General features: G+C 72.6%; 13 protein-coding genes and 1 pseudogene. 4 read left to right on the forward strand and 10 right to left on the reverse strand.

What is annotated here, in order from left to right; translation table 11 throughout:
* Positions 1-42: 42 nt before the first annotated feature.
* The gene (locus tag QCD66_RS30000) at positions 43-5,127 is read right to left on the reverse strand and encodes an NAD-glutamate dehydrogenase (RefSeq protein ID WP_375734636.1); all 5,085 of its coding nucleotides are present in this window, start codon (positions 5,125-5,127) and stop codon (positions 43-45) included.
* A gap of 266 nt (positions 5,128-5,393) precedes the next feature.
* Between QCD66_RS30000 and QCD66_RS30005 the strand changes: the two genes are divergently transcribed.
* Positions 5,394-7,349 (forward strand): penicillin-binding transpeptidase domain-containing protein, encoded by a 1,956-nt coding sequence (locus QCD66_RS30005; protein WP_375734637.1) that lies wholly within the window; start codon positions 5,394-5,396, stop codon positions 7,347-7,349.
* Positions 7,350-8,149: 800 nt separating this feature from the next.
* Here the strand turns inward: QCD66_RS30005 and QCD66_RS30010 are convergent.
* The 8 genes and pseudogenes from QCD66_RS30010 to QCD66_RS30045 form a co-directional block, all read right to left on the reverse strand.
* Positions 8,150-9,268 (reverse strand): annotated as a pseudogene (locus tag QCD66_RS30010) (arginase family protein); the annotation flags it as partial.
* Between the two features lie 97 nt (positions 9,269-9,365).
* Positions 9,366-10,283 (reverse strand): tetratricopeptide repeat protein, encoded by a 918-nt coding sequence (locus tag QCD66_RS30015; protein WP_364208441.1) that lies wholly within the window; start codon positions 10,281-10,283, stop codon positions 9,366-9,368.
* An 82-nt stretch (positions 10,284-10,365) separates the two neighbouring features.
* On the reverse strand, positions 10,366-12,054 hold the full coding sequence (locus QCD66_RS30020; protein WP_364208444.1) for a methylmalonyl-CoA mutase family protein: 1,689 nt from the start codon (positions 12,052-12,054) through the stop codon (positions 10,366-10,368).
* An 84-nt stretch (positions 12,055-12,138) separates the two neighbouring features.
* Complete coding sequence (locus tag QCD66_RS30025) at positions 12,139-12,792, reverse strand: ABC transporter ATP-binding protein (RefSeq protein ID WP_375734638.1); 654 nt, start codon at positions 12,790-12,792, stop codon at positions 12,139-12,141.
* A complete protein-coding gene (locus QCD66_RS30030; protein WP_407566877.1) occupies positions 12,789-13,772 on the reverse strand; it encodes an ABC transporter ATP-binding protein in 984 nt (327 codons plus the stop codon). Before QCD66_RS30030 ends, QCD66_RS30025 begins: the two co-directional genes overlap by 4 nt.
* Positions 13,658-16,753 carry an FtsX-like permease family protein gene (locus QCD66_RS30035; protein ID WP_375734640.1) on the reverse strand — a complete coding sequence of 1,032 codons (3,096 nt, stop codon included), beginning with the start codon at positions 16,751-16,753 and terminating at the stop codon, positions 13,658-13,660. The genes QCD66_RS30030 and QCD66_RS30035 overlap by 115 nt, the downstream gene beginning before the upstream one ends.
* Before the next feature lie 69 nt (positions 16,754-16,822).
* Positions 16,823-17,818 (reverse strand): methylmalonyl Co-A mutase-associated GTPase MeaB, encoded by a 996-nt coding sequence (gene meaB / locus QCD66_RS30040; RefSeq protein ID WP_375734641.1) that lies wholly within the window; start codon positions 17,816-17,818, stop codon positions 16,823-16,825.
* Positions 17,819-17,888: 70 nt separating this feature from the next.
* A complete protein-coding gene (locus tag QCD66_RS30045; protein WP_375734642.1) occupies positions 17,889-19,073 on the reverse strand; it encodes an acetyl-CoA C-acetyltransferase in 1,185 nt (394 codons plus the stop codon).
* A gap of 64 nt (positions 19,074-19,137) precedes the next feature.
* On the opposite strand from QCD66_RS30045, the gene mce reads away from it, so the two are divergent.
* Positions 19,138-19,611, forward strand: a complete 474-nt coding sequence (mce, locus tag QCD66_RS30050; RefSeq protein ID WP_364208462.1) for a methylmalonyl-CoA epimerase — start codon at positions 19,138-19,140, stop codon at positions 19,609-19,611.
* Positions 19,612-19,705: 94 nt separating this feature from the next.
* Here the strand turns inward: mce and QCD66_RS30055 are convergent, their stop codons facing one another.
* Positions 19,706-20,587 (reverse strand): hypothetical protein, encoded by an 882-nt coding sequence (locus tag QCD66_RS30055; RefSeq protein ID WP_375734643.1) that lies wholly within the window; start codon positions 20,585-20,587, stop codon positions 19,706-19,708.
* A gap of 179 nt (positions 20,588-20,766) precedes the next feature.
* Here QCD66_RS30055 and QCD66_RS30060 point away from each other — a divergent pair, with 179 nt between their 5' ends.
* Positions 20,767-21,720, forward strand: a complete 954-nt coding sequence (locus tag QCD66_RS30060) for a TIGR03621 family F420-dependent LLM class oxidoreductase (protein ID WP_357533424.1) — start codon at positions 20,767-20,769, stop codon at positions 21,718-21,720.
* Positions 21,721-22,380: 660 nt separating this feature from the next.
* Positions 22,381-23,643 (forward strand): DivIVA domain-containing protein, encoded by a 1,263-nt coding sequence (locus QCD66_RS30065; protein WP_364208471.1) that lies wholly within the window; start codon positions 22,381-22,383, stop codon positions 23,641-23,643.
* Positions 23,644-23,863 lie beyond the last annotated feature (220 nt).

A 23,863-nucleotide genomic window follows, 5' to 3' on the forward strand; every position in this document is an offset into this window, starting at 1 on the left:
CCGCCGCCCGATCCGGGCGGCGGCATCCGTTCGGCGCCGGCGTCAGCCCTTGCCGCTCGTACGCACCAGAGTCCGGATCTGGCGCAGCAGCACCGACAGCGCCGCCAGGTCGGCCCGCGACTCGTCGAACTCACCCATCGCCTTGTAGGCACGGGTGATCGAGGTGGCGTTACCCGCCTCCCACTGGGCCACCCGCTCCGACGCGTCGTCGGCCGCCGACGTCGAGTTGAGCACCTCGACGGTCAGCGCGGCGAGGGCGGCGTAGAGGTCGTAGCGCAACGCCATCCGGGCCAGCGTCTGCCACCGGTCCTCCCGCGGCAGCAGCGAGATCTTCGACAGCAGCGCGTCGACCCGGAACCGCTCGGACAGCGCGAAGTAGACCCCGGCGACCTCGTCGACGTCCCGCCCGGTCTCGGCAGCCGTCTCGACCACGTCGAGCAGACCGAAGCTGTACATGATCCGGGTCGCCCGCTCGGCCACCTCGCGGGGCAGCCCACGGCCCATGTTGACCGCGACGTGCCCCTGGAGTGCCTCCCGCTCGGCGCCGGCGAACAGCTCGTCCAACCGGGTGAGCAACCGGGACACCCCGGCCCGCAACCGATCGATCTCGGCCGGCACGTCGAGCGGCGAGCGGCGATTGGTCACCAGCCACCGCACCGCCCGGTCGAGCAGCCGCCGGGCCTCCAGGTGGACCGAGGTCTGCGCCTCGGTGGGCACCTGGTTGTCCAGCCGCTCGACCGCCGCCCACAACTCGTCGAGGGCGAAGACCTCACGGACCACCACGTACGCCCGGATCACGTCGGCCGCCGACGCGCCGGTCTCCTCGACCGCCCGGAAGACGAACGAGATACCGCCCCGGTTGATCACCTCGTTGACCAGCGCGGTGGAGACGATCTCCCGGCGCAGCCGGTGACCGGGCATCCGGTGGGCGAACCGGTCCCGCAGCGGCGTCGGGAAGTAGTCGGTCAGCACCCGCGCCGTCCACGGCTCGTCGACGAGGGCGTCGCCGAGGATCTCCCGCTCCAGCACGATCTTGACGTAGGCCATCAGCACGGCGAACTCGGGCAGGGTCAGGCCGGTATCGGCCCGGGCGGCGAGTTCCTCGTCGGAGGGCAGCGCCTCCAGCGCCCGGTCGAGGTGGCCGGCGCGTTCCAGCTCGGTCAGCATCCGCCGGTGCACCGGCAGCAGCGACTGCGCGCCGGCCCGGGCGCTGCCCAGCGCCCTGGCCTGCTCGTAGTTGTCGCGCAGCACCAGCTCGGCGACCTCGTCGGTCATCTCCGCCAGCAGCTCGTCGCGCTCCGGGCGGGTCAGCTCGCCGTCGGTGATCGCACCGCCGAGCAGGATCTTGATGTTGACCTCGTGGTCGGAGCAGTCGACCCCGGCCGAGTTGTCGATGAAGTCGGTGTAGATGCGCCCGCCGGTGCCACCCGGCCCGGCGGTGTTCCCGCCCCGGCCACCGGCCATCGCGTACTCGATCCGGCCGAGCTGGGTGAAGCCCAGGTTGCCGCCCTCGCCGACCACCCGGGCCCGCAGCTGGCGCCCGTTGACCCGGATCGCGTCGTTGGACTTGTCGCCCACCTCGGCGTTGGACTCGGTCGCCGCCTTCACGTACGTGCCGATGCCGCCGTTCCACACCAGGTCCACCGGTGCCTGGAGGATCGCCTTCATCAGATCCTGCGGCGACATCGAGGTGACCTGCGCGTCGAGGTCGAGCGCCGCGCGGACCTGCGGCGAGATCGGCACCGACTTGGCCGTACGGGGGAAGACGCCGCCGCCCTCGGAGATCAACTGTGTGTCGTAGTCGGTCCACGAGGAGCGCGGCAGGTCGAACAGCCGGCGGCGCTCGGCGTACGAGCGGGCCGCGTCCGGGTCGGGGTCGAGGAAGATGTGCCGGTGGTCGAACGCGGCCACCAGCCGGATGTGCTCCGACAGCAGCATGCCGTTGCCGAACACGTCACCCGACATGTCACCGACGCCGACCACCGTGAAGTCCTCGGTCTGGGTGTCCAGCCCCATGTCCCGGAAGTGCCGCTTGACCGACTCCCAGGCACCGCGCGCGGTGATGCCCATCCTCTTGTGGTCGTAGCCGGCGGAACCGCCGGACGCGAACGCGTCACCGAGCCAGAACCGGTGCGCCTTCGAGATCTCGTTGGCGATGTCGGAGAACGTCGCCGTGCCCTTGTCGGCCGCCACCACCAGGTAGGGGTCGTCGCCGTCGTGGCGTACGACCTCGGCCGGCGGGACGATCTCGCCGCTGACGATGTTGTCGGTCACGTCGAGCAGCGCCGAGATGAACAGCTTGTAGCAGGCGACCGCCTCGTCCCGGTCGCCCGGCAACTGCTTGAGCACGAAGCCGCCCTTCGCGCCGACCGGCACGATCACGGCGTTCTTCACCATCTGCGCCTTGACCAGGCCCAGCACCTCCGTACGGAAGTCCTCGCGCCGGTCGGACCAGCGCAGCCCGCCCCGGGCCACCGGCCCGAACCGCAGGTGTACGCCCTCCAGCCGGGGCGAGTAGACGAAGATCTCGTACTTCGGCCGGGGCGCCGGCAGGTCCGGGATCGCCTGCGGGTCGAGCTTGAACGCCACGTACGACTTCGGGCGCCCGTCGTCGCCACGCTGGTAGAAGCTGGTCCGCAGGGTGGCCTGGATCAGCGTCAGGTAGGAACGCAGGATGCGGTCCTGGTCGAGGCTGGCCACGTCGTCGAGCTGCTGCCCGACCGCGGTCAGCAGCTCCTTGCTCTCCAGGTTGCGTTCCTCGGCCGACAGCCCACGCCTTGGGTCGAACCGGATCTCGAAGAGCCGCACCAGCAGCGCCGCGATCGCCGGGTAGGCGATGAACGTCGCCTCCATGTATTCCTGCGAGAAGATCGTGCCGGCCTGGCGCAGGTATTTCGCGTAGGCCCGCAGCACCACCACCTGCCGCCAGGTCAGCCCGGCCCGCAGCACCAGCTCGTTGAACCCGTCGACCTCGGCCTCGCCGCGCCAGGTCGCCGAGAACGCGTTCTCCACGTGCGGGCGTACGCCGGTCAGCTCCCGCGCGTCCGGCGGCAACTCCAGCCCGAAGTCGTAAAGGAAGATCCGCCCGTCGGAGCGGGTGATCTCGTACGGCCGCTCGTCGACGACGCTGACCCCGAGCGAGTGCAGCACCGGCAGTACGGCGGACAGCACCATCGGCTCGCCGTACCGGTAGACCTTGAACCGCACCGTCCGGTCGCCCGGCTCGATCGGTTCACCGGCCGGTTTGTGCTTGCGGAACATGTGCATCTCGAGCTGGCCCGGTTCCTCGAGCAGTTCGAGTTTCGCCAGGTCCTTCAACGCCTCGTACGGCGTCTGGTCGTCGCGGTAGCCGTCGGGGAAGGCGTCGGCGTAGCGGGCGTGCAGCACCTTGGCCTGCTCGTCGCCGAGCTTGCGCTCCAGCACCAGCCGGAAGTCGTCGCCCCACAGCCGGGTCGCGTCGGCGAGGTGCTCGGCGAGCGCGTCGGCGTCGAACTGGCCCGGCGGGTCGGCCGGGTCGGTACGCACGATGAAGTGCACCCGGGCGAGCACCGACTCGGTGACCCGGGTGGTGTAGTCGACCCCGATCCCGTTCAGCTCGGCGAGCAGGATCTCCTGCATCCGCAGCCGGTTCTGGGTGGTGAACCGGTCGCGGGGCAGGTAGATCAGGCACGAGATGAACCGGCCGTAGCCGTCCCGGCGCAGGAAGAGACGCAACTGCCGGCGGCCCGCCATCCGCAGCACGCCGATCACCGCGTGGTAGAGGTCGTCGGTCTTGATCTGGAACAGCTCGTCGCGCGGATAGGTCTCCAGGATCTGCATCAGATCCTTGCCGGAGTGGCTGCGCGGGCTCAGCCCGGACCGCTCCATCACCTCGGCGACCTTGCGGCTGACCACCGGCAGGTCACGGACGCTGGCCCGGTAGGCGGCGCTGGAGAACAGCCCCAGGAACCGCTTCTCGCCGACCACCTCGCCGTGCTCGTCGAACGTCTTGAAGCCGATGTAGTCCAGGTAGGCCGACCGGTGCACGGTCGCCCGCGAGTTGGCCTTGGTGATGATCAGCAGACGCTTCTCCAGCACCTTGTCGGCCGCCTCCGGCGTCATCGACGCCAGCGCCCGGGGCGCGTGCTGGCCGGCCCCGGCGGGCTGCCCCACCGGGTCCTGGCGCAGGATGCCCAGCCCGGTGCCGGGCACCGCCTCCAGCGTCCGGTTCTCCCCGTCCGGGCGGCCGGTGGCCCCGGCCAGCCGGTATTCGCGGTAGCCGAGGAACGTGAAGTGCTCGTGCGCCATCCAGCGCAGCAGCTCCACCGAGTCGGTGATGTCCTTCTCCGGCACCGGCAGCCGGGTCTCCGGGACCCGTACCGTGTCCAGCTCGTCGGCCAGCGCGAGAGCGCGCTCGCGCATCGACTGCCAGTCCTCGACCGCCTCGCGCACGTCGGTGAGCACCCGGGTCAGGTCGGCACGCAGCCGCTCCCGGTCCTCGGCGTCGCGGACCGGGTCGATCTCCAGCCGCATCCAGCTCTCGACCTGGTCGCCGTCGATCGCGTCGTCCGGCTCCACCTCGGCGGCGACCTCGGTCAGCCGGCCGCCGGCCTCCCGGCGTACGACCACGAGCGGGTGCACCAGCAGGTGCAGGTCCAACTGGCGGGTGTTGAGCAGCGCGGTCACCGAACTCACCAGGAACGGCATGTCGTCGGTGACGATCTGGATCACGGTGTGCTGCTGGTCACCGACCGGCTGGCTGATCTGGAGCTTCAGCTCGCCCGGCAGCCGCTGCTCGGCGAGCTGGCGGTGGGCCAGGGCGGCCTCGACCATCTCCTCCGGCGTACACCCGACCAGTTCCTCGTCGGCGGCGAACCGCCAGAAGCGGTCGGTCAGGGCTGCCGCGTCCTGGTCCCGCCCGGCGAGCGCCACCGCCTGGGCGACCAGCCGCTCGGCGCTGGGAACCTGCTCGTCAAGGTCGACATCCTCGATGTCGTCCGCGGTCGGATTGATCGCTAGACCCTCTTCGTAGAGAGTGTCCAAGCTCACTCCGATGTCCGCCTCGACCATTGAAGTGTGGAACTCGTCGATCCGGCTGTCATCCTGCCGGAGGGCGGGTTCCGGTCTGGTCACCGGCCGCCGGTCCATCCGTGCACTCCCCTCGGCCCACTACGCTGTGGGTCACTCCGCCCCAGCCTAGGCCCTGCCGTCCGGATCGCCGTCCGGTGGATCGGTGTGCCCAGCGTCTGGAACCCGACGTGGCACCGGCGAGTAGTACCCATCGGCCCGCCGTCATCACCTCGGTCGCCGCACCACCGGTGTCCGCGCCGGTCAGTGCCCGGATACCCGGACACCACGAATCGGCCGGCCGTACTACGGTCGATGGTCGACACCGGTCGGGAGGGGGAGCTGACATGCGGGGGTCGAGCAACAGGGTCGGGGCCGGGCGGCGGATCGTGGCGGCGCTGGCGGGCCTGACGATGGCCGCCGGCCTGCTCACCGGATGCGGCGCCGACGACGGGCCGGACCAGGCCGTCGACGCGCTGCTCGGCGGCTGGTCGACCGGCGAGCTCGCCGCCGTCGCGTTCGTCGACCCGGCCGGTCGCAAGCTGCCGGCGGCCGACGTCGCCGGGCAGATCAAGCACCTCAGCGGCGACCTCGCCGCCAGCCCGCCGGCCCTGAAGCGCAGCGGCCGGGCCGAGGTCACCAACGACGTGGCGGTCGCCACCGTCACCGTCGACTGGACGCTGCCCGGCGGCACCCACTGGACCTACCCGACCCAGGTACGGCTCACCCGTGGCGCCGACGACGCCTGGCAGGTGATCTGGGAGCCGAAGGTGGTGCAGGAGCAGCTCACCGACGGCGACCAGCTGAGCCTCGCCCGGCTGCCCGCCCCGCGCGGCGGTATCCTCGACGGCGCCGGCCAGCCGGTCTTCGCCGCCCGGCCGGTGGTCACCGTCGGGGTGCAGCCCAGCGAGGTCGACGACGCACCGGCCCTGGTCAAGGCACTGGACACCGCCTTCAAGGCGATCCGGCCGGCGATCCCGGCGATCGACCTCAGCGGGCTGCCGGACCGGCTCGCCCAGGCCAAACCCGACGCGTTCGTCGAGGTCGTCACCCTGCGCCGGGAGGCGTACGACCAGATCCGGGACCGGATCCGCGACCTGCCCGGCACCAAGTTCCAGGAGTCGACCCGCGACCTCGCGCCGACCCGGGACTTCGCCCGCGCCCTGCTCGGCACCGTCGACGCGGTGACCAAGGAGGACATGGAGCGCGACCCCGACGCCTACGTCCTCGGCGACCTGGTCGGCCACGGCGGCCTGCAGGGGCGCTACGAGCAGCGGCTGCGCGGCACCGGCGGGGTCGCCGTCACCATCGTGCGCAAGGGGCCGGACGGCACCGTCGCCCAGACCGGCACCGAGGTCTTCCGCGGCGAGCCGAAGCCCGGCGAGCCGGTCCGCACCACGATCGACGTACGCGCCCAGAACGCCGCCGACGCCGCCCTCGCCGGCGAGACCCGCCGGGCCGCCCTGGTCGCCGTACGGGTCACCGACGGCGCGATCCTGGCCGCCGCGAACGGTCCGGGCGGTGGCCAGGAGAACCTGGCGTTCACCGCCCAGGTGCCGCCCGGCTCCGGCTTCAAGATGGTCAGCGCACTCGGCCTGCTCGACGCCGGCGCGGTCACCCTCGACCAGGTGGTCGCCTGCCCGCGCAACACCACCGTGGACGGCCGTACCTTCAAGAACTCCGACAACTTCGAACTCGGCCCGGTGCCGTTCCGGGTCGACTTCGCCCGATCCTGCAACACCGCGTTCGCCGACCTGGCCCCGAAGCTCGGCCCGGACGGGCTGGCCGCCGCCGGCCGTACCCTCGGCCTGGAGGGCGCCTGGGACCTCGGGATCGACGCGTTCAGCGGCAAGGTGTCGACCGGCGGCCCGGCGGCCGAGCGGGCGGCGGCCGCGTTCGGGCAGGGCACCACGCTGGTCAGCCCGCTGGCGATGGCGTCGGCGACCGCGGCGGTCGCCCGTGGCCAGTGGCAGCAGCCGACCCTGCTGCTCGACCCGGCGCCGGCCACGCCCGCGCCGCCCGGGCCGCAGCTCAAGCCGACCTCGGTCGAGCCGCTGCGCACGATGATGCGCGAGGTGGTCACCACCGGCACGGCCACCGCGCTGCGGGACGTACCCGGCGGTCCGGTGCACGGCAAGACCGGCACCGCCGAGTACGACGACAACCCGGCCAACACCCACGCCTGGTTCATCGGCTGGCAGGGCGACGTGGCGTTCGCGGTGTTCGTGGAGAAGGGCGGTTCGAGCACAACCAGCGCGGTTCCGCTGACCGAACGCTTCCTCCGCGAACTCGCCCGCTCCTGACCACCCCGGACGCGACCCGGCACGGCAGTAGCGCCCGGCAACGCAGGCCCGCCTGCCACACCGTTGATCTGGGCGCCGGCGACCTTACGGAGCCTGGATAAGGTCGCTGGCGCCCAGATCGACAAGCCCACACTGTGGCGCGCCCGGACCTTCATGATCGTCTGTGGAAGACGGTGTCCGACCGGTGGATCGGCTGCTGCGACGACAAACGATCGACGCGGACGGCGTCAGGTGGGGTCGGCGTCCGCGCCCTGATCGCTGGCGGGCTGCCGCTGCCCAGGTGCCAGGCCGGGACGACCGGTCAAAATGTCGGCGGCCGAGATACGCCTGGGACGGCCGGAATCGGCCGGAGCCGGGGGTCCGTTCGGGGGTCCGGCCGGCTCTGCCGGCGCCACCTGCCTCGGTGCCGCCCGGGTCAGCACGGACCAGCCCGACGCCACCTGCTCCGGCGCCACCTCAGCCGGCCGGGACTGCTCCGACGGCACCGCCTCCGCCGGCACCGTCCCGTCCGACGCCGGATCGGTCAACGCGGGATCGGTCAACGCCGGCCCGGCCGGCCCAGCCACCTCCGGTGTCGCCCCGGCGGCGGTCGCCGCCGCCGCCGCCTCGGTCACGGGTGGTTCGGCTGCCGGCAGGCCCGGCTCGGGCGCACCCGCCGCCGCGTCGGCCGGGTCCGCGGTGCGGACGGTGAATCGCGGTTCGGGGGTACGGCCGGCCCGCCAGGCGGTGTCGCGGGCGGCGGCACCGGCGGCGGCCACCTGCTCGGCCAGCCCGATCACCGAGTCCGCCCGGTGGGCAGGGCCGGCCACCGGGTCGGGACGGTCCGGAGGCGGGATCACCACGGCCGGGGCATCCGTCGGCGGGTGCTCGACCGGCGCCACACCCGGGACACCCACCGGGGTCGCCGCACCCGGGGCACCCACCGGGGTCGGCGCACCCGGGGCCACCCCGGCCGGCCCGTCCGCACCGTCCCGGACCGGGGCGGCCGGCTCCGGCGCCGGCTCCGGCCGGCGCACCGCGGACAGTCCGGCGACGAGGGTGGAGACGATCTCGGCGGCGTACGAGCCGTCCGGGTCGTAGTCGGGGTCGAAGACGGTGATCTCGATGCCGAGGCAGTGTGGCGTGTCGACCAGGCCGGCGATCAGCAGCTCCAGCTCGGCGAAGGCGATGCCGCCCGGGTCGGGGGCGTCGACCGCCGGCATCACCGCCGGGTCGAGGACGTCGACGTCGACGTGCACCCAGTAGCCGGCGCAGTCGGCGAGCTGGTCGTGGGCCCACTGCGCGGTCCGGGCCGCGCCCTCGGTGCGCAGCAGCGGCACCGGCCGGGTGACGATCCCGGCGGCCTGGAGGTCGAGCCGGTATTCGTCCTGGGTGCGGATGCCCAGCACGACGACGTCGATGTCCCGGAAGTAGGGTCGCCGCCCCTCGATGGCGGCCAGGTCGGCCTGGCCCCGGCCGGTCACCAGGGCGAGGTCCTCGCCGGCGGCGGCGCCGACGTACGAGGCGTTGCCCGGGTGCCGGAAGTCGGAGTGCCCGTCGACGAAGACCAGCCCGATCCGCCCGCCGACCGCCTCGCCGAGGCGGTGCATGGCCAGTGCCGAGCCGAGCAGGATCGAGCAGTCACCGCCGAGGACGACCGGGAACTCGTCGGCGTCGATGATCGCGCCGATCCGTTCGGCGAGCGCGGTCGAGTAGCGGGCGATGGCCGGTGCGTGGCAGACCCCGTCGCCGGGGCGCCAGTCGGCGGGGTCGTACCGGGGTGGGGTGAGGCAGCCGGCGTCGCGGGCGCCGAGCCGTTCGACCAGGCCGTGATCGCGCAGCGCGCCGGGGGCCTTGGCGCAGCCGGGCACCGAGGTGGTGGTCGGCGGGCGCAGGCCGAGGTTGGACGGGGCGTCGAGGATCGCGATCCGGCGATTCATGGGCTCCCCGTCCTGGTCGGCGGCTCCGCGGGGGTGCGGAGACCGGTTGGCCGCCGGGTGGGTGCGGGGAGCGTGTGCTCCCCGCTCCCGCGACGGATCAGAACAACGCGTTGGCGAGCGCCCGGCGGGCGCTGCCCACGGCCGGGTCGTCGGGCCCGGCGACGGTGAACAACGACAGCAGGTGCTTGCGGATCGTCTCCCGGTCGTCGCCGGCGGTGCGCCGGACGAGGTCGACCAGCCGCTGGTAGGCCAGTTCGGCCTGGCCGCTGAGCACCTCGACGTCGGCCGCGAGCAACTGGGCGGCGACGTCGTCGGGGCCGGCCTGCGCGGCGGCGAGGGCCTGGGCCGGGTTGACGCCGGCGACCCGGCGGGCGAGCGAGACGTGGGCGAGCCCGGCCTCGGCCGAGGCGTCGGCCGGCGACTCGGCGAGGATCTTGCGGTATGCCTGCTCGGCGGCGTCGAGGTCGCCGGTGATCAGTGCCTCGTCGGCCTCGGTGAGGCGCGGGTCCTCGGGCGTCTCCACGGTGACCCCGCCGGCCTGGAGGACGGCGCCGATCCACTGGCGGATCTGCGATTCCGGCTGGAGCCCGGCGAATCCGGGTGCCATCTGGCCGCCGATGACGGCGTAGACGGTCGGGATGCTCTGGACCCGGAACATCTGGGCGAGGCGCTGGTTGGCGTCGACATCGATCTTGGCGAGGACCCAGCTTCCGCCGCCCTCGGCGGCCAGCCGTTCGAGCAGCGGGGAGAGCTGCTTGCAGGGCTGGCACCACTCGGCCCAGAAGTCGAGCACCACCGGGGTGGTCATCGAGCGTTCGAGCACCTCGGTCTGGAACGTGGCTTCGGTGACATCGATCACGGTGACCGCGCCGGGCGCGACGCCACCGGGGACGGGGTGGCCCCCGGCGGGTGTGGTGGTCGCGGGCCGGGCGGGGGTGGGTGCGGCGCTGCGCAGCGCGCCGAGGTCTACCGCGCCGCGGGTGAAGATCGACGGGGTGGTCCGTGGGTCGCTCATGGTTGTCTAGTCTCGCACGTGGTCAGCCCTCCGCGGCCGGACCACCACGCCCCGCGCACCACCGCCGTCCGTCGCCGTGACTTCAGAACCGGGCCGGTTCGCGGTAGACGCCCCACTCGTCGCGCAGGGCATCGCAGATCTCGCCGAGGGTGGCCTCGGCGCGTACCGCGTCGAGCATCGCCGGGATCATGTTCTCGCCGCCGCGGGCCGCGGTGAGCATCCGGTGCAGGGCGGCCTTGACGGCCGCGTCGTCCCGGCCGGTCTTGCGGTCGGCGAGCAGCCGCTTCTGCTCGACCTCGACCTCGTGCGAGATGCGCAGGATCTCGAGATCCTTGGCGATCGTGGCGGTGTGGCAGTTGACCCCGACGATCTTCTTGTCGCCCTTCTCGAGCGCCTGCTGGTAGGTGAAGGCGGAGTCGGCGATGTGGCTGGTGAACCAGCCGTCCTCGATGCCGCGCAGGATGCCGGCGGTCATCGGGCCGATCGGGTGCTCCCCCTTGCCGCCGAGTTCCCTGATCCGCGCGAAGATCGCCTCGGCCTCCGCCTCGATCGAGTCGGTCAGCGCCTCGACGTACCAGGAGCCGCCGAGCGGGTCGGCGACGTTGGTCACGCCGATCTCCTCCATCAGCACCTGCTGGGTACGCAGCGCGATCTCGGCGGACTCGTCGGTCGGCAGCGCGAGGGTCTCGTCGAGCGCGTTGGTGTGCAGCGAGTTGGTGCCGCCCAGGATGGCCGCGAGCGCCTCCACCGCGGTGCGTACGACGTTGTTGACCGGCTGCTGCGCGGTCAGCGACACCCCCGCGGTCTGGGTGTGGAACCGCAGCCAGAGCGCCTTCTCGCTGGTGGCGCCGTACTCGTCGCGCAGCCAGCGGGCCCAGATCCGGCGGGCGGCCCGGAACTTGGCGATCTCCTCGAAGAAGTCGACGTGGGAGTCGAAGAAGAAGCTCAGCCCGGGCGCGAAGGTGTTGACGTCGAGGCCCCGGGAAAGCCCGAGTTCGACGTACCCGAAGCCGTCGGCCAGGGTGTACGCCAGCTCCTGCGCGGCGGTCGCGCCGGCCTCGCGAATGTGGTAGCCGGAGACCGACAGCGGCTTGTAGCGCGGGATCTCGGCCGCGCAGTACTCCATCAGGTCGCCGATCAGCCGCAGGTGCGGTTCCGGGGCGAAGAGCCACTCCTTCTGGGCGATGTACTCCTTGAAGATGTCGGTCTGGAGCGTGCCGTCCAACTTGGACAGGTCGGCGCCCTGCCGCTCGGCGGCGACCAGGTACATGCAGAAGACCGGGACGGCCGGTCCGGAGATGGTCATCGAGGTGGTGACGGCGGCCAGGTCGATGCCGTCGAACAGCACCTCCATGTCGGCGGCCGAGTCGACCGCGACCCCGCAGTGGCCGACCTCGCCGAGCGACTGCGGGTCGTCGGAGTCGCGCCCCATCAGGGTCGGCATGTCGAAGGCCACCGACAGTCCGCCGCCGCCGGCGCCGAGGATCATCTTGTAGCGCTCGTTGGTCTGGCGGGCGTTGCCGAAGCCGGCGAACTGCCGGATGGTCCAGGTCCGCCCGCGGTAGCCGGTCGGGTGCAGGCCCCGGGTGTACGGGTACTCGCCCGGCCAGCCGATGCGTTCGAAGCCGGGCACGTCGGTGCCGGGCGGCGGGCCGTACACCGGTTCGACGGGCGTGCCGGACAGCGTGGTGAAGTCGGCGTCCCGCTTGCGGGCGGCGTCGTAACGGGCCTGCCAGCGGGCGCGTCCGGCGGCGATCTCGTGGGCGTCCATCCGGGGGGCTCCTCCTTGAGTCCTCGACCTGCGACCGAGTGTAGGCGCTACCCCTGAACGATCGCTAAGCCTCCTGGAATCGGGTCAACGCCGGACCGTTTCCGCCCGACCGTCGACCAGGTGGAGTTCCGCGTCGCAGCTCGCCGCCGCCTCCGGGTCGTGGGTCGCGAAGACCACGGCCGCGCCCCGCCGGGCCTCCTCCCGCAGCAGGTCGAGGACCCGCCCCCGGTTCGCCGCGTCGAGTTCGCTGGTCACCTCGTCGGCCAGCAGCACGTCGCCGTGCATCGCCAGCCCCCGGGCGATCGCGGTCCGCTGCTGCTGCCCGCCCGACAGTTCCTCCACGAGCTGACTCGCCTGCCCGGCGAGCCCGAGCCGGTCGAGCGCCGTCGTGGTCCGCCGGCCGGCCTCGTCGGCCGCCACACCACCGGCGAGCAGCGCCACCCGCACGTTCTCGGCGGCGGTGAGGATCGCGGCCAGGCCGTTGTCCTGCGGCACCAGCACGATCCGCTCGGCCACGGCGTGGTCCAGGTCGCGCAGCGGCTGCCCCGCGACGGTCACCTCACCGGCGACCGGCCGCAGCAGGCCGGCCAGCGTCCACAGCAGGGTCGTCTTGCCCGCCCCGGACGGACCCGTCACCGCCAGCACCCGCCCCGGTACGGCCATCGCCGACACCTCCCGCAGCACCGGCTCGCCGCCGTATCCCACCGTGACCCGGCTGGCCACCACCGTCCTGCTCACCGCTGCCCCTCCCGGCCCAGCCCAGCCCCGGCGTGCGGTACCGCCTCGCTCGGGGTCAGCAACACGGTCCCGTCCGGTTGGACGGAGACCCGCAGCAGGGTGCCCGGCGCCATCACGTCGAGCACCTCGGTCGGCAGGTGCACCGACCCGTCCCGGCCGACCACCGAATAGTCCACGCCGCTGCGTCCCTCGGCGCCGACCCGACCGTCCCGGATCGTCACCGTACGGTTCATCCGGGCGCCGATCTCCGGGTCGTGGGTCACCACCACGACCGTCGTACCGGCCGCCCGGACCGCCTCGACCGCGGCCAGCACCTCGTCGCGCGCATCGGTGTCGAGCTGGCTGGTCGGCTCGTCGGCGAGCAGCAGCCCCGGCCGGTTGGCCAGTGCGACCGCGAGTGCCGCCCGCTGCCGCTCTCCCGGGCTGAGAACCGCCGGGGTCAGCCGCAGTCGGGCCGGATCCGCCAGGCCGACCAGTTCCAGGATCTCGCGCGGCGCGGGCAAGGCGTCACGGGACTGTCCGCCACGCTGGACGAACCGCACGTTCTGCTCGACCGACAGGTACGGCAACAGGTTACGACCGGCCCCCTGCAGCATCACCCCGACGTCGGTCGACCGCATCGCCTGCAGCTCCGCGGCGGTGGCCCTGGCCAGGTCGTGCTCGCCGACGAAGAGCCGTCCCGCCGACGGGCTGAGCAGCCCGGCCATCAGCGACAGCAGCGTCGACTTGCCGGCCCCGGACGGCCCGACCAGCGCCACCGACTGGCCGGCCTCGATGTCCAGGTCGACGCCGGCCAGCGCGACGACGTCGTAGCCCTCCAGCCGGTAGATGAAGACCAGCCCTCGGCAGGTCACGCCAATCGCTTTCACCGAGCCTCCTCCCGCAGCAGCCGGGGTTCGGCCCGGCCGACCGTACGCAGCACGCTCGCGGCGGCCAGCAGCAGCGCGGCGAGCAGTGCCGCGACCGCCGTCGGTATCCACACCGCCCCGACGCGGTAGACCGGGTCGAGCGCGTCGGGGCCGACCTCGGCCAGCGGGATCGCCGGCAGCAGCAGCGCGGCGCCGCCCAGGCCGGCGACCAGCCCGATCACCAGCGGTACGGCGACGACCACGCCGTACTCGCGGCGCAGTGCCCTACGCAGTGCCGGCCGGGACACCCCGACGAGCCGCAGCGCGGCCATGTCCCGCAGCCGGGCGCGGGCACCAACCCGGATGTTCAGCAGCAGTACGCCGATCCCGAGCAGCGCGGCGACGACCCCGGCCAGCAGGTAGAGCCGCAGGGCGAGGGCGGGGGCCAGCCGGCCGAGTTCCTCGTGCCGCTGCTCGACGAAGCGCGTACCGGTCACCTCGACACCGGCGTCGGCGAGCGCGGCGACCAGGTCCGGGCCGGCGTCAGCGGTGGTCCACACCTGGTATTCCCAGCCTCTGGTGTCGCCCAGGCCGTCCCGTTCGGCCTGACGCAGCACGGTCGAAAGGTCGAGCATCAGCGCCGGCCGCCCGAAGTCCGGCAGTGCCAGCGACCGGTCGACGACCCGCATCCGGGTGATCTCGTCGCCGAAGGTCTGGAAGCCGAACTCCTGCGGCGCCCCGTCCGCCGACAGCGGCGAACCGGCGACGACCACCGGGGCGGCCGGCGGACCGTCGGCGTACTCGGCGACCAGGTCGGCCGACGAACTGGTGCCGGTGAGTCGCAGCCCGCCCGCCTCCGGCCGGACGGTCAGCCGCAGCCCGGTGGGCAGTTCGGCCGGGGCGCGCCAGGCCCGGTCGTCGGTCAGGCCGGCGTCGAGCGGCCGGCCACCTTCGCGCAGCGCGGCCACCGTCAGGTCCACCGTGGACTCGGTGGAGTCGGTGGGGAAGCGCCGCACCGACAACCCGAGCAGCCGGCAGCCGTCGGCACAGCCGTCGAGCTGCCCCTGATAGGTGTGCCGGCCGGGGCGCAGCGGGCCGAGGTTGACCACCTGCGGCTCGGTGCCGCGGGCGACCAGCAGGACGAGCCTCATCGGCTCGGTCTGGACGAGCTGGCCGACGTCGACGTCGGCCTCGATCGCCGGGCCACGCACCGGGATCGGGGCGGGGCCGTCCGTCCAGGGCGGGGCCAACAGTTCGCCGAGCGCGGCCGTCTGGGCGGCGTCGCGGCCCGGCCAGCCCGCGACCGCGCCGAGCCGCGGCGCGTCGACGGTCGCGATCCGCAGATTCTCGTCGGCGTACCGCTGGCTGCTCCACGCCACCGCCATCGCCCGCCGACCGTCGGGGTCGGCGGCGCGTACGGCGGCCAGCAGGGCGGCCGGATCGGTGGCGGTGACGGTGTGCACGGCCGGCGCACCGACCTCGGCGCGGGCGGCGATCATCCGGTTGATCGATGCGACGTCCCAGATGGTGACCGCGAAGGTGAGCAGGGCGACGGCGACGGTCATCAGGACCACGACCCGCGCTGTCGCGGGCCGGCGGGCGAGCTGGGCGGTGGCCAGCAGCAGTGACACGTCGCCGCGCTGGGCCGCCGTACGCCCGCGCAGCCGGGCCCAGGCGGTGAGCAGCCGGGCGGCGACCAGCCCGGCGACCACCGCCAGCAGCGGCGGCGCGAGATAGGCCAGCGGCGAGGTGCGGTCACCGGCGGCGAGGACCTGGAAGAGCCCGACGAGCGCCAGGGCGCCGACCGCGCTCTCCACCACCACCGCCCGCCACGGCGCCCGCGACGGGATCCGGCGCAGCAGCGACAGCACGCTGGCCCGCACCGTACGACGGGTGGCGAGCGCGGCGGCGACACCGGCCCCGGCGAACGCGGCCACCGCGGCCAGCAGCACCGGTGCCCGGAGTTCGACATGTCCGCCGTCGGCGAGGAAGGCCCGCGCACCGGCCTCGGTCAGGCCGAGGCCCAGGGCGACACCGAGCGGCGTCGCCAACGCGATGAGCAGCATCGGTTCGGCGACGGCGAAGAACCCGACCTGGCTCAGCCGCAGTCCACGCAGCTTGCCCAGCGCGATCTCCGGTCCGCGTTCCTCGGTCAGCGCGGCGACCACCAGGAAGAGCACGAACCAGCAGAGCAGCACCAGCGGTACGGCGATCAGCGGCACGCTTCGGGCGAGCACGGCCTGGTGTTCGGCGGCCACGTCGAGCGAGGCCGGCAGTCCCGACAGGGCGGCGCCGGCGGTGACCTCGCGGTTCAGTTTGTCGAGGTCGGCCCGGATCACCGGCACCTGGTCCAGCCGCAGCCCGGCGATACCACGCAGGTGGTATTCGACCGAGAACCGCGGTTCCGGGAAGGTGTCGGCACCGAGCAGGTCGGACTCCGCACCGACGAAGATCGTGTCGGCGATGTAGGCGTCGTCGTCGGTGTACCTGTTGCCGTTGAGGTACGTCGTGTTGCCCCAGTACGACGCCTGCTCGTCGGCGGGCACGTAGAGGCCGGTGACGGTGAACGGGATCGCCGGCAGTCCGGTGGCCAACCCGGGCGGCATGATCTCGATCCGCTGGCCGACCTGCCAGCCGGTCTCGGCCGCCGACCGGGCGCTCACGACCGCCTCGCCCCGCTGCCGCGGGCAGCCGCCGACGGTCAGCACCAGATGGTCGCAGACGCCGGTGCGGTAGATGACGTCCGCGGCCGTCGGGGAGTGGGACGGGGTGACGGAAGACTTCGCGGCGCCGTCCCGCGTCTGCCACCACAGCGTCCCGATCGGCGGGTCGAGAAACCCGGCGACGGTGGTGCCGGGCAGCGCCGCGTCCGTCGACGCCTGGACGGCCGCGAGGTCGGGGGCGGCAGCCCCCGTCCGGCCGCTGACGGTGACGCCGACGGTGGCCGGCCGGGTGGCGGTGACGGTGTCGGTGAGCACCGACTGCTGGGCCGCCCGGGTGTAGGCGGGGATGACGACGGCGGCCGCGGTGGCGATCGCGGCAAGCAGTACGACGATCAGCGACCGGCCCCGGCGGTGCCGGATTCCTCGTAACGTGACGGACAGGTTGTGCACGCCGCGGGCTCCATAGGTGAAGAAACTTCGGATCTTGCGGCGCACCCTAACCCGGCGACACAAGCGCCGTCAGCCCCGTCCGAGTCCAATCAGGAGTTCGTCGGCGGCCGCGTACGGATCGACGGCGCCGTCGGCCACCCGGGCCGCGAGCGCACCGAGGGTCGTACCCGAACGAAGTGACCCGATCCGGGCACGCAGCGTGCCGAGCGCGATCGCCTCGACCTCGGCGGCGGCCCGGGCCTCCCGGCGGCGGCGCAGTTCGCCGTGCTCGACCAGCCAGTTCCGGTGCTTCTCCAGGGCGGCGACGATGTCGTCGATCCCCTCGGCCCGCGAAGCCACTGCGCGGACCACCTGTGGCCGCCACTCGCCGGGCCCGCGCTCGCCGAGCGCGATCATGCCCTGGATGTCGCGGTGGGTGGCGTCGGCGCCGTCCCGGTCGGCCTTGTTGACCACGAAGACGTCGGCGATCTCCAGGATGCCGGCCTTGACCGCCTGGATCGCGTCGCCCATGCCCGGGGCGAGCAGCACCAGGGTCGTGTCGGCCAGCGAGGCCACCTCGACCTCGGCCTGCCCGACACCGACCGTCTCGACCAGGACCACGTCGCAGCCGGCCCCCTCGAGCACCCGGACCGCCTGCGGGGTGGTCGCCGCGAGCCCGCCGAGATGACCCCGGCTGGACATCGACCGGATGTAGACACCGGGATCGGTGGCGTGGTCCTGCATGCGTACCCGGTCACCGAGGATCGCGCCGCCGGTGAACGGGCTGGACGGATCGACGGCGAGCACACCGACCCGGTGCCCCTGGGAGCGCAGCGCCCGGACCAGCTCGTTGGTGGTGGTCGACTTGCCCACGCCGGGCGAGCCGGTGAGGCCGATGACCTGGGCCTGCCCGGTGTGCGGGGCGAGCGCCGCCGCGATCTCGGGCAGCAGCGGGTCGCCCGACTCGACCAGGGTGATCAGCCGGGCCACCGCCCGCGCGTCACCGTCCCGGGCCCGGTCGACCAGCAGCGGTACGTCCCGGCTACGCCGTACGGTGGGTCGGCTTCCCTCGCTCCGCTCGGTCATGCGGCACCTCGCTGCGCTCGGCGACCGCACGACTTCCGACTGAGCCGACCGATTCCCTCGCTCCGCTCGGTCATGCCTTCGGGACGCGGATGATCAGGGCGTCGCCCTGACCGCCGCCGCCGCACAGGGCCGCCGCGCCGGTGCCGCCGCCGCGCCGCCGGAGTTCCATGGCGAGGGTCAGCACCAGCCGCGCCCCGGACATGCCGATGGGGTGGCCGAGCGCGATCGCGCCGCCGTTCACGTTGACGATGTCGGGGCTGACCCCGAGGTCGCGCGTCGACTGGATGCCGACCTGCGCGAACGCCTCGTTGATCTCGATCAGGTCGAGGTCCTCGACGCCGAGGCCGGCCTTGCTGAGCGCCTGCTTGATGGCGTTCGACGGCTGGGAGTGCAGCGAGTTGTCCGGGCCGGCGACGTTACCGTGCGCGCCGATCTCGGCCAGCCAGGGCAGGCCGAGCTGCTGGGCCCGGGTCCGGCTCATCACGACCACGGCGGCGGCGCCGTCGGAGATCGGCGAGGAGCTGCCGGCGGTGATGGTGCCGTCCTTGGTGAACGCGGGACGCAGCCGGGCCAGCGACTCGACCGTGGTGTCGGGGCGGATGCCCTCGTCCTCGGTGACCAGCACCGGGTCGCCCTTGCGCTGCGGAACCTCGACCGGCGTGATCTCCTCGGCGAAGTGGCCGTTCTTCTGCGCGGCGGCCGCCCGCTGGTGGCTGGTGGCGGCGAAGGCGTCCTGCTCGGCGCGGCTGATGCCGTGGCGGTCGCCGTGCCGTTCGGTGGACTCACCCATCGCGCAGCAGTCCCACGCGTCGGTCAGCCCGTCGAGCGCCATGTGGTCCTTGATCACCACGTCGCCGTACTTGTAGCCCTGCCGCTGCCCCATGAGCAGGTGCGGGGCGTTGGTCATCGACTCCATGCCGCCGGCGACCACGATGTCGAACTCGCCGGCCCGGACCAGTTGGTCGGCCAGGGCGATCGCGTCGAGCCCGGACAGACAGACCTTGTTGATACTCAGGGCCGGCACGGACAGCGGGATGCCCGCCTCGACGGCCGCCTGGCGGGCCGGGATCTGGCCGGCACCGGCCTGGAGGACCTGTCCCATGATGACGTATTCGACCTGGTCAGGGGCGACGCCGGAGCGTTCCAGCGCGGCCTTGATGGCGACCCCGCCGAGCTTGGTGGCCGGGAAGTCCCGAAGGTTGCCGAGCAGCCGCCCCATCGGGGTACGTGCACCACTCACGATCACCGAAGCCATGCCCATCGCCTCCAGAGGGGAACCCGCGCGCGAACCTTAACGATAGTTCGGCCAGACTAGCGCCATGGCTGACCACTCCCCCGCCGAGCCCGCTGCGGACTTTGTCACAGGCATCGGACTGCTACGTATCGATCATGTCGGGGTCGCCGTCGCCGATCTCGACGCGGCCATCGAGTTCTACGAGCGTGTCTTCGGGATGCGCTGCGCGCACCGCGAGGTCAACGAGGAACAGGGGGTGAGCGAGGCGATGATGGCCGTCGGCCCGTCGCCCGAGGGCGGCTTCGTGCAACTCCTCGCCCCCCTGTCGGAGTCGTCGACGATCGCGAAGTTCCTCGACCGCAACGGGCCGGGCGTGCAGCAGGTGGCCTACACGGTCAGCGACGTGGAGGCCGCCGGCGCGGCCCTGCGCGAGCGCGGCGTACGCCTGCTCTACGACGCCCCACGCCGCGGTACGGCGGGATCGCGGATCAACTTCGTGCACCCGAAGGACGCCGGCGGCGTGCTGATCGAACTCGTCGAGCCGCCGACCACCCCCTGACTCCCGCGATCTTGCAGTTATCTCCCCCTTTTGTCGCGTTTGTCGGGAGACAACTGCAAGATCGCAGGGAGGTGGGGCGGAAGCGTGACGGATGTCAGGCGGGGACGGTGTCGTAGGAACTGATCAGCTCCGGTGGGAGCGGGGTCAGGTCGGTCGCCCGCAGGAAGTCGCCGAGGGTCGTACCGGTGCACCCGGAGTCGACGTTGGCCGCACCCGCCCGTTCCTCGACGTCACGCCGGTTGACGGCCCGGAAGTCGATCGAGAACCGGGTCTTGCCCGACGTGTTGGGCACCGTGGTGTGCAACTGGGCGCCGGAGAAGATCAGGATACCGCCGGGCGGGGTGATGACCCGGATGTCCGGCTCGCGCTGGATCTCCTCCTCGGCCTCCGGCTGCTTGCGGGTCTCCGTGTCGATCTGCTGCGCCGCCGCGGTGCGCCCGTGGGCCACCCACTCGCCGTAGTTGTAGTCCCGCGAGGAGTTGCGCACCCCGTTGGCGAAGTACGGCGGGTGGAAGGCCATCACGTTGGCCTCCTCGACGTTGTACACCGGCATCCAGAAGTTGATCTGCGACATCGGGGCGGAGAACCAGGTGTCACGGTGCGACTCGAACTGCAGCGTCAGCCCGGCGTTGAGGTATTCGCTGGTCATCGAGCGCAGGCGGGGCACGTCGAAGTAGGTCTGGGCCAGGTCGGCGCCGAGGTCGGCGAGCATCCCGGCCACCAGTTCCTTGCTGCGCGGGTGGTTGATGAAGGCCGGCTTGAGGCCGGCGAGCACGTCGACGTACTCGCGGCCGGCCAGGTGGTGCTGGGCGTCCGGCGGGAAGTGCGGGGCGAACGCCTTTTCGGCCATCTCCCGGGCGAACGCGACGAGTTCCAGCGAGTGCCGCGTCGGCGAGTAGACGAACAGGTCACCGCCGAACAGCTTCCGGCGGCGGTCGTCGTCGGACATCGGGGAGTCGAAGTACACCACCGTCATCGGGGCCTCCTGCGTTCAGGTGTAAACGGTGGCCACGGTATGCCGCCGGCCGGCCTCCCGGAAGGGCACTTCGGCCCCTGACCACGGAGCCTGTCGCCAATCCGACTGGGCGCGACTCGGCGGGCACCGCACCGCTGGCCTAGAGTCGGCCTCTACCGCCGGCACCAGGGAGGATCGCGATCGCCGCCCCGCTTCCGTTCCGCTTCACCGCTTCGATGCCCGGCCTGAACCGGCCGGTGTCCCGGTGGCGTGACGAGATCCGCCGGATCGAGGACCTGGGTTTCAGCTCGGTGTCCGTCTCCGACCACTTCACCGGCGGCTGGGCGATGGATCCGCTGGTCGCGATGACCGTCGCCGCCGAGGCCACCACCCACCTGCGGGTGCTCGGCATGGTCTTCTGCAACGACTTCCGGCACCCGGTGCTGCTGCACAAGTCGATGGCCAACCTCGACGTCTTCTCCGGCGGCCGGGTCGAGATCGGGCTCGGCGCCGGCTGGATGCGCGCCGACCACGACGCCGCCGGCCTGCCGTTCGACCCGCCCGGCGTACGCGTCGACCGGCTCACCGAGGCGATCGAGGTGATCACCGGCCTGTTCGGCGCGGACCCGGTCGACTTCGCCGGCAAGCACTACCGGATCACCGGCCTCGACGGGCTGCCGAAGCCGGTCCAGCGGCCCCGTCCCCCGCTGCTGGTCGGCGGCGGCAGCCGGCGGGTACTCGAACTCGCCGGGCGCACCGCCGACATCATCGGGATCAACCCCCGGCTGGCCCCCGATGTCGACCCGCTGTCGGCGGTCGCCGAGATGAGCCCGGAGCGGATGGACCGCAAGGTGGACTGGGCCCGGGCGGCGGCCGTCGCGGCCGGCCGCGACCCGGCCGGCCTGGAGTTCCAGTTGCGGATGTTCGACGTACGGGTCACCCACCGCGGGCAGGAGCACCGTTCCACGTCCAGCCATGCCGCCCTGGCCCCGCCGGAGGCGCTGGCCGCGTCGCCCTCGGTGCTGCACGGCAGTGTCGACGAGTGCGTCGACCGGCTGCTGGCGATCCGGGAGCGGTACGGCATCAACTATCTGCACCTGGGCGGCAATCTCGACGCGGCGGCGCCGATCGTCGCGCGGCTGGCCGGGCGCTGACCGGCGCCGTCCGGCCGGGCCGCGCATTGTCGGCGACCACTGGCGCCGGCCGGTGCCGGGCCGGGCGCCGCCGTACGACGGCGGCCTCGATCGATCACCCGATCGGGTAGCCGTGCGGCCGGTTCACGGGCGATTGCCCACGGCGCGCGCCACCACCACCATGGCGACCGCCGACCGGCGACCGGCGGGCAGGCCGGTGACCTCACACAGTAACCGATAGTAACGATCTCGGCACGAGCCGACGGGGCCGGCGCGCCGTCTTCCGCCCCCCCGCCACCGGTCCCCCCGAAGTCCTTTCCGGACAGACCGGAAGACCGTCCACACCGTCCAACCGGCGGATCCGGCGAGCCGAACAACGGCGCGCCGGAACATTCAGGCAATGACGTTCCCCACTCCGTTGAGATCAACACGCATGGTCACTGTACGTTGTCGACGTTCGTACGATTATCAATCGAGCCCGGGATTTTCCGATTCACTTCCGGCGGGTCGACAACATGATGGGGAAGGCGCTGGCCAACGCACTGATCAGGGCGAAAGCGCGACACGCCGGGCCTACCTCGGCATTGGCGCCTTTGGCATAAGTTGACCAAGCGATGGTCGCGGCGACATGGCCGGGTCCGCTCTTGCGAAGCCCCCCGGGGCGTCTGCCAGTATGTCCCAATGCCCCAGCAGCAGCCATCCTCCCTTGCGTTCTTCGAGAACGCGACCTCGCAGCACGACTTCACCGTCGTCCTGCGTGGATACGACCGTGGGCAGGTCGACGACTTCGTCGGCCGCCTAAGCGCCGCGCTCACCCAGGCTCAGCAGGCTCAGGGCGAGGCCGAGCAGCGGATGAACGACGCCCAGCGCCGGCTCCGCCAGGCCGAGCAACGGCTCAACTCGGTCGAGCAGAAGCTCACCGACACCAACAAGCAACTCGAAGAGAACAACCGTCCGACCCTGTCCGGTCTCGGCACCCGGGTCGAGCAGATCCTGCGGTTGGCCGAAGAACAGGCCAACGACCACCGCGGCGAGGCCAAGCGCGAGTCGGAGGGCATCCTCTCGGCCGCCCGCCTCGAGGCCCGCGAGATCACCGACAAGGCCCGCGCCGAGGCCGCCGCGATGAAGGCCACCGCCGAACGCGAGGCGGGCAGCGTGCGCACGGCCGCCGAGCGGGAAGCCGCCGAGGTGCGGGTGCAGGCCCGCCGGGAAGCCGACACCCTGCGCGCCGACGCCGACCGGGAGACCAAGCAGCTCCGTACGGTGACCGCCCACGAGGTCGCCGAACTGAAGTCGACGGTCGAGCGCGAGGTCGCCACCCTGCGGGCCACCGCGGAGCGGGAGATCACCCAGCAACGCGCCAAGGCGGCCCGCGAGGCCGAGGAGAAGCGCGCCGAGGCGACCAAGCTGCTCACCGACGCCCGCGACAAGCGGGACAAGGACCTGCAGGCCCTGGAGCTGCAACTCGCCGAGCGGCGGGAGAAGGCCGAGCGCGAGGAGTCGGAGCGGCACGCCGCCCAGGTCGCGCAGACCCAGAAGATGGTGGCCGAGGCCGAGGAGCGGGCCCGCGCGGCCCAGGACCGGGCCAAGGAGATCGAGCAGCGGGCGGAGGCCCGCCGGATCGAGTCCGAGCGCAGCGCCGCCGAAACCGTCGAGAAGGCGAAGGCCCTGGCCGACAAGACCCTCAGCGAGGCGCGGGCGGAGTCGACCCGCCTGCTCAACGAGGCGCGCACCGAGGCCGAGCTGACCACCCAGGCGGCCCGCCGCGAGGTCGAGGACCTCACCCGGCAGAAGGACGCGGTGACCGCGCAGCTCGGCCAGATGCTCTCCGGCCTGGCCGGCATCGTGCCGACCGTGCAGCCGCCGGGCGACGCCAAGGCGGCCGACGCCAAAGCGGACAAGGAAGACGCGACCGACCGCGTGGCGGCCAAAACGGCCGGCTGATCACCGTATGGCACCCCTCCGAGCAGGCCAACCGCCCGGGCGGGCGCCAGGCGCCAAGGGGCATGGCTGAGCGTTGACGGGCCGCGCCGGGATTCTCCGGCGCGGCCCGTCATTGCGCAAGCCGTTGGAAATACATCACATTCGGCCATTTCAGAAGGAGTTACCTGTGCCACCTCGGGACGGTGTGTATCGCCGCACGGCTGAAGCTCGCGTGTGAGGA

The organism is Polymorphospora sp. A560 (assembly GCF_045781765.1).
Lineage (GTDB): Bacteria > Actinomycetota > Actinomycetes > Mycobacteriales > Micromonosporaceae > Polymorphospora > Polymorphospora lycopeni.

What these genes read in the sequence shown, in the direction of transcription:
- QCD66_RS30000 (WP_375734636.1), bottom strand. Translation starts at nt 5,127, where the DNA reads ATGGACCGGCGGCCGGTGACCAGACCGGAACCCGCCCTCCGGCAGGAT.
- QCD66_RS30005 (WP_375734637.1), top strand. Translation starts at nt 5,394, where the DNA reads ATGCGGGGGTCGAGCAACAGGGTCGGGGCCGGGCGGCGGATCGTGGCG.
- QCD66_RS30015 (WP_364208441.1), bottom strand. Translation starts at nt 10,283, where the DNA reads ATGAGCGACCCACGGACCACCCCGTCGATCTTCACCCGCGGCGCGGTA.
- QCD66_RS30020 (WP_364208444.1), bottom strand. Translation starts at nt 12,054, where the DNA reads ATGGACGCCCACGAGATCGCCGCCGGACGCGCCCGCTGGCAGGCCCGT.
- meaB (WP_375734641.1), bottom strand. Translation starts at nt 17,818, where the DNA reads ATGACCGAGCGGAGCGAGGGAAGCCGACCCACCGTACGGCGTAGCCGG.
- QCD66_RS30045 (WP_375734642.1), bottom strand. Translation starts at nt 19,073, where the DNA reads ATGGCTTCGGTGATCGTGAGTGGTGCACGTACCCCGATGGGGCGGCTG.
- mce (WP_364208462.1), top strand. Translation starts at nt 19,138, where the DNA reads ATGGCTGACCACTCCCCCGCCGAGCCCGCTGCGGACTTTGTCACAGGC.
- QCD66_RS30055 (WP_375734643.1), bottom strand. Translation starts at nt 20,587, where the DNA reads ATGACGGTGGTGTACTTCGACTCCCCGATGTCCGACGACGACCGCCGC.
- QCD66_RS30065 (WP_364208471.1), top strand. Translation starts at nt 22,381, where the DNA reads ATGCCCCAGCAGCAGCCATCCTCCCTTGCGTTCTTCGAGAACGCGACC.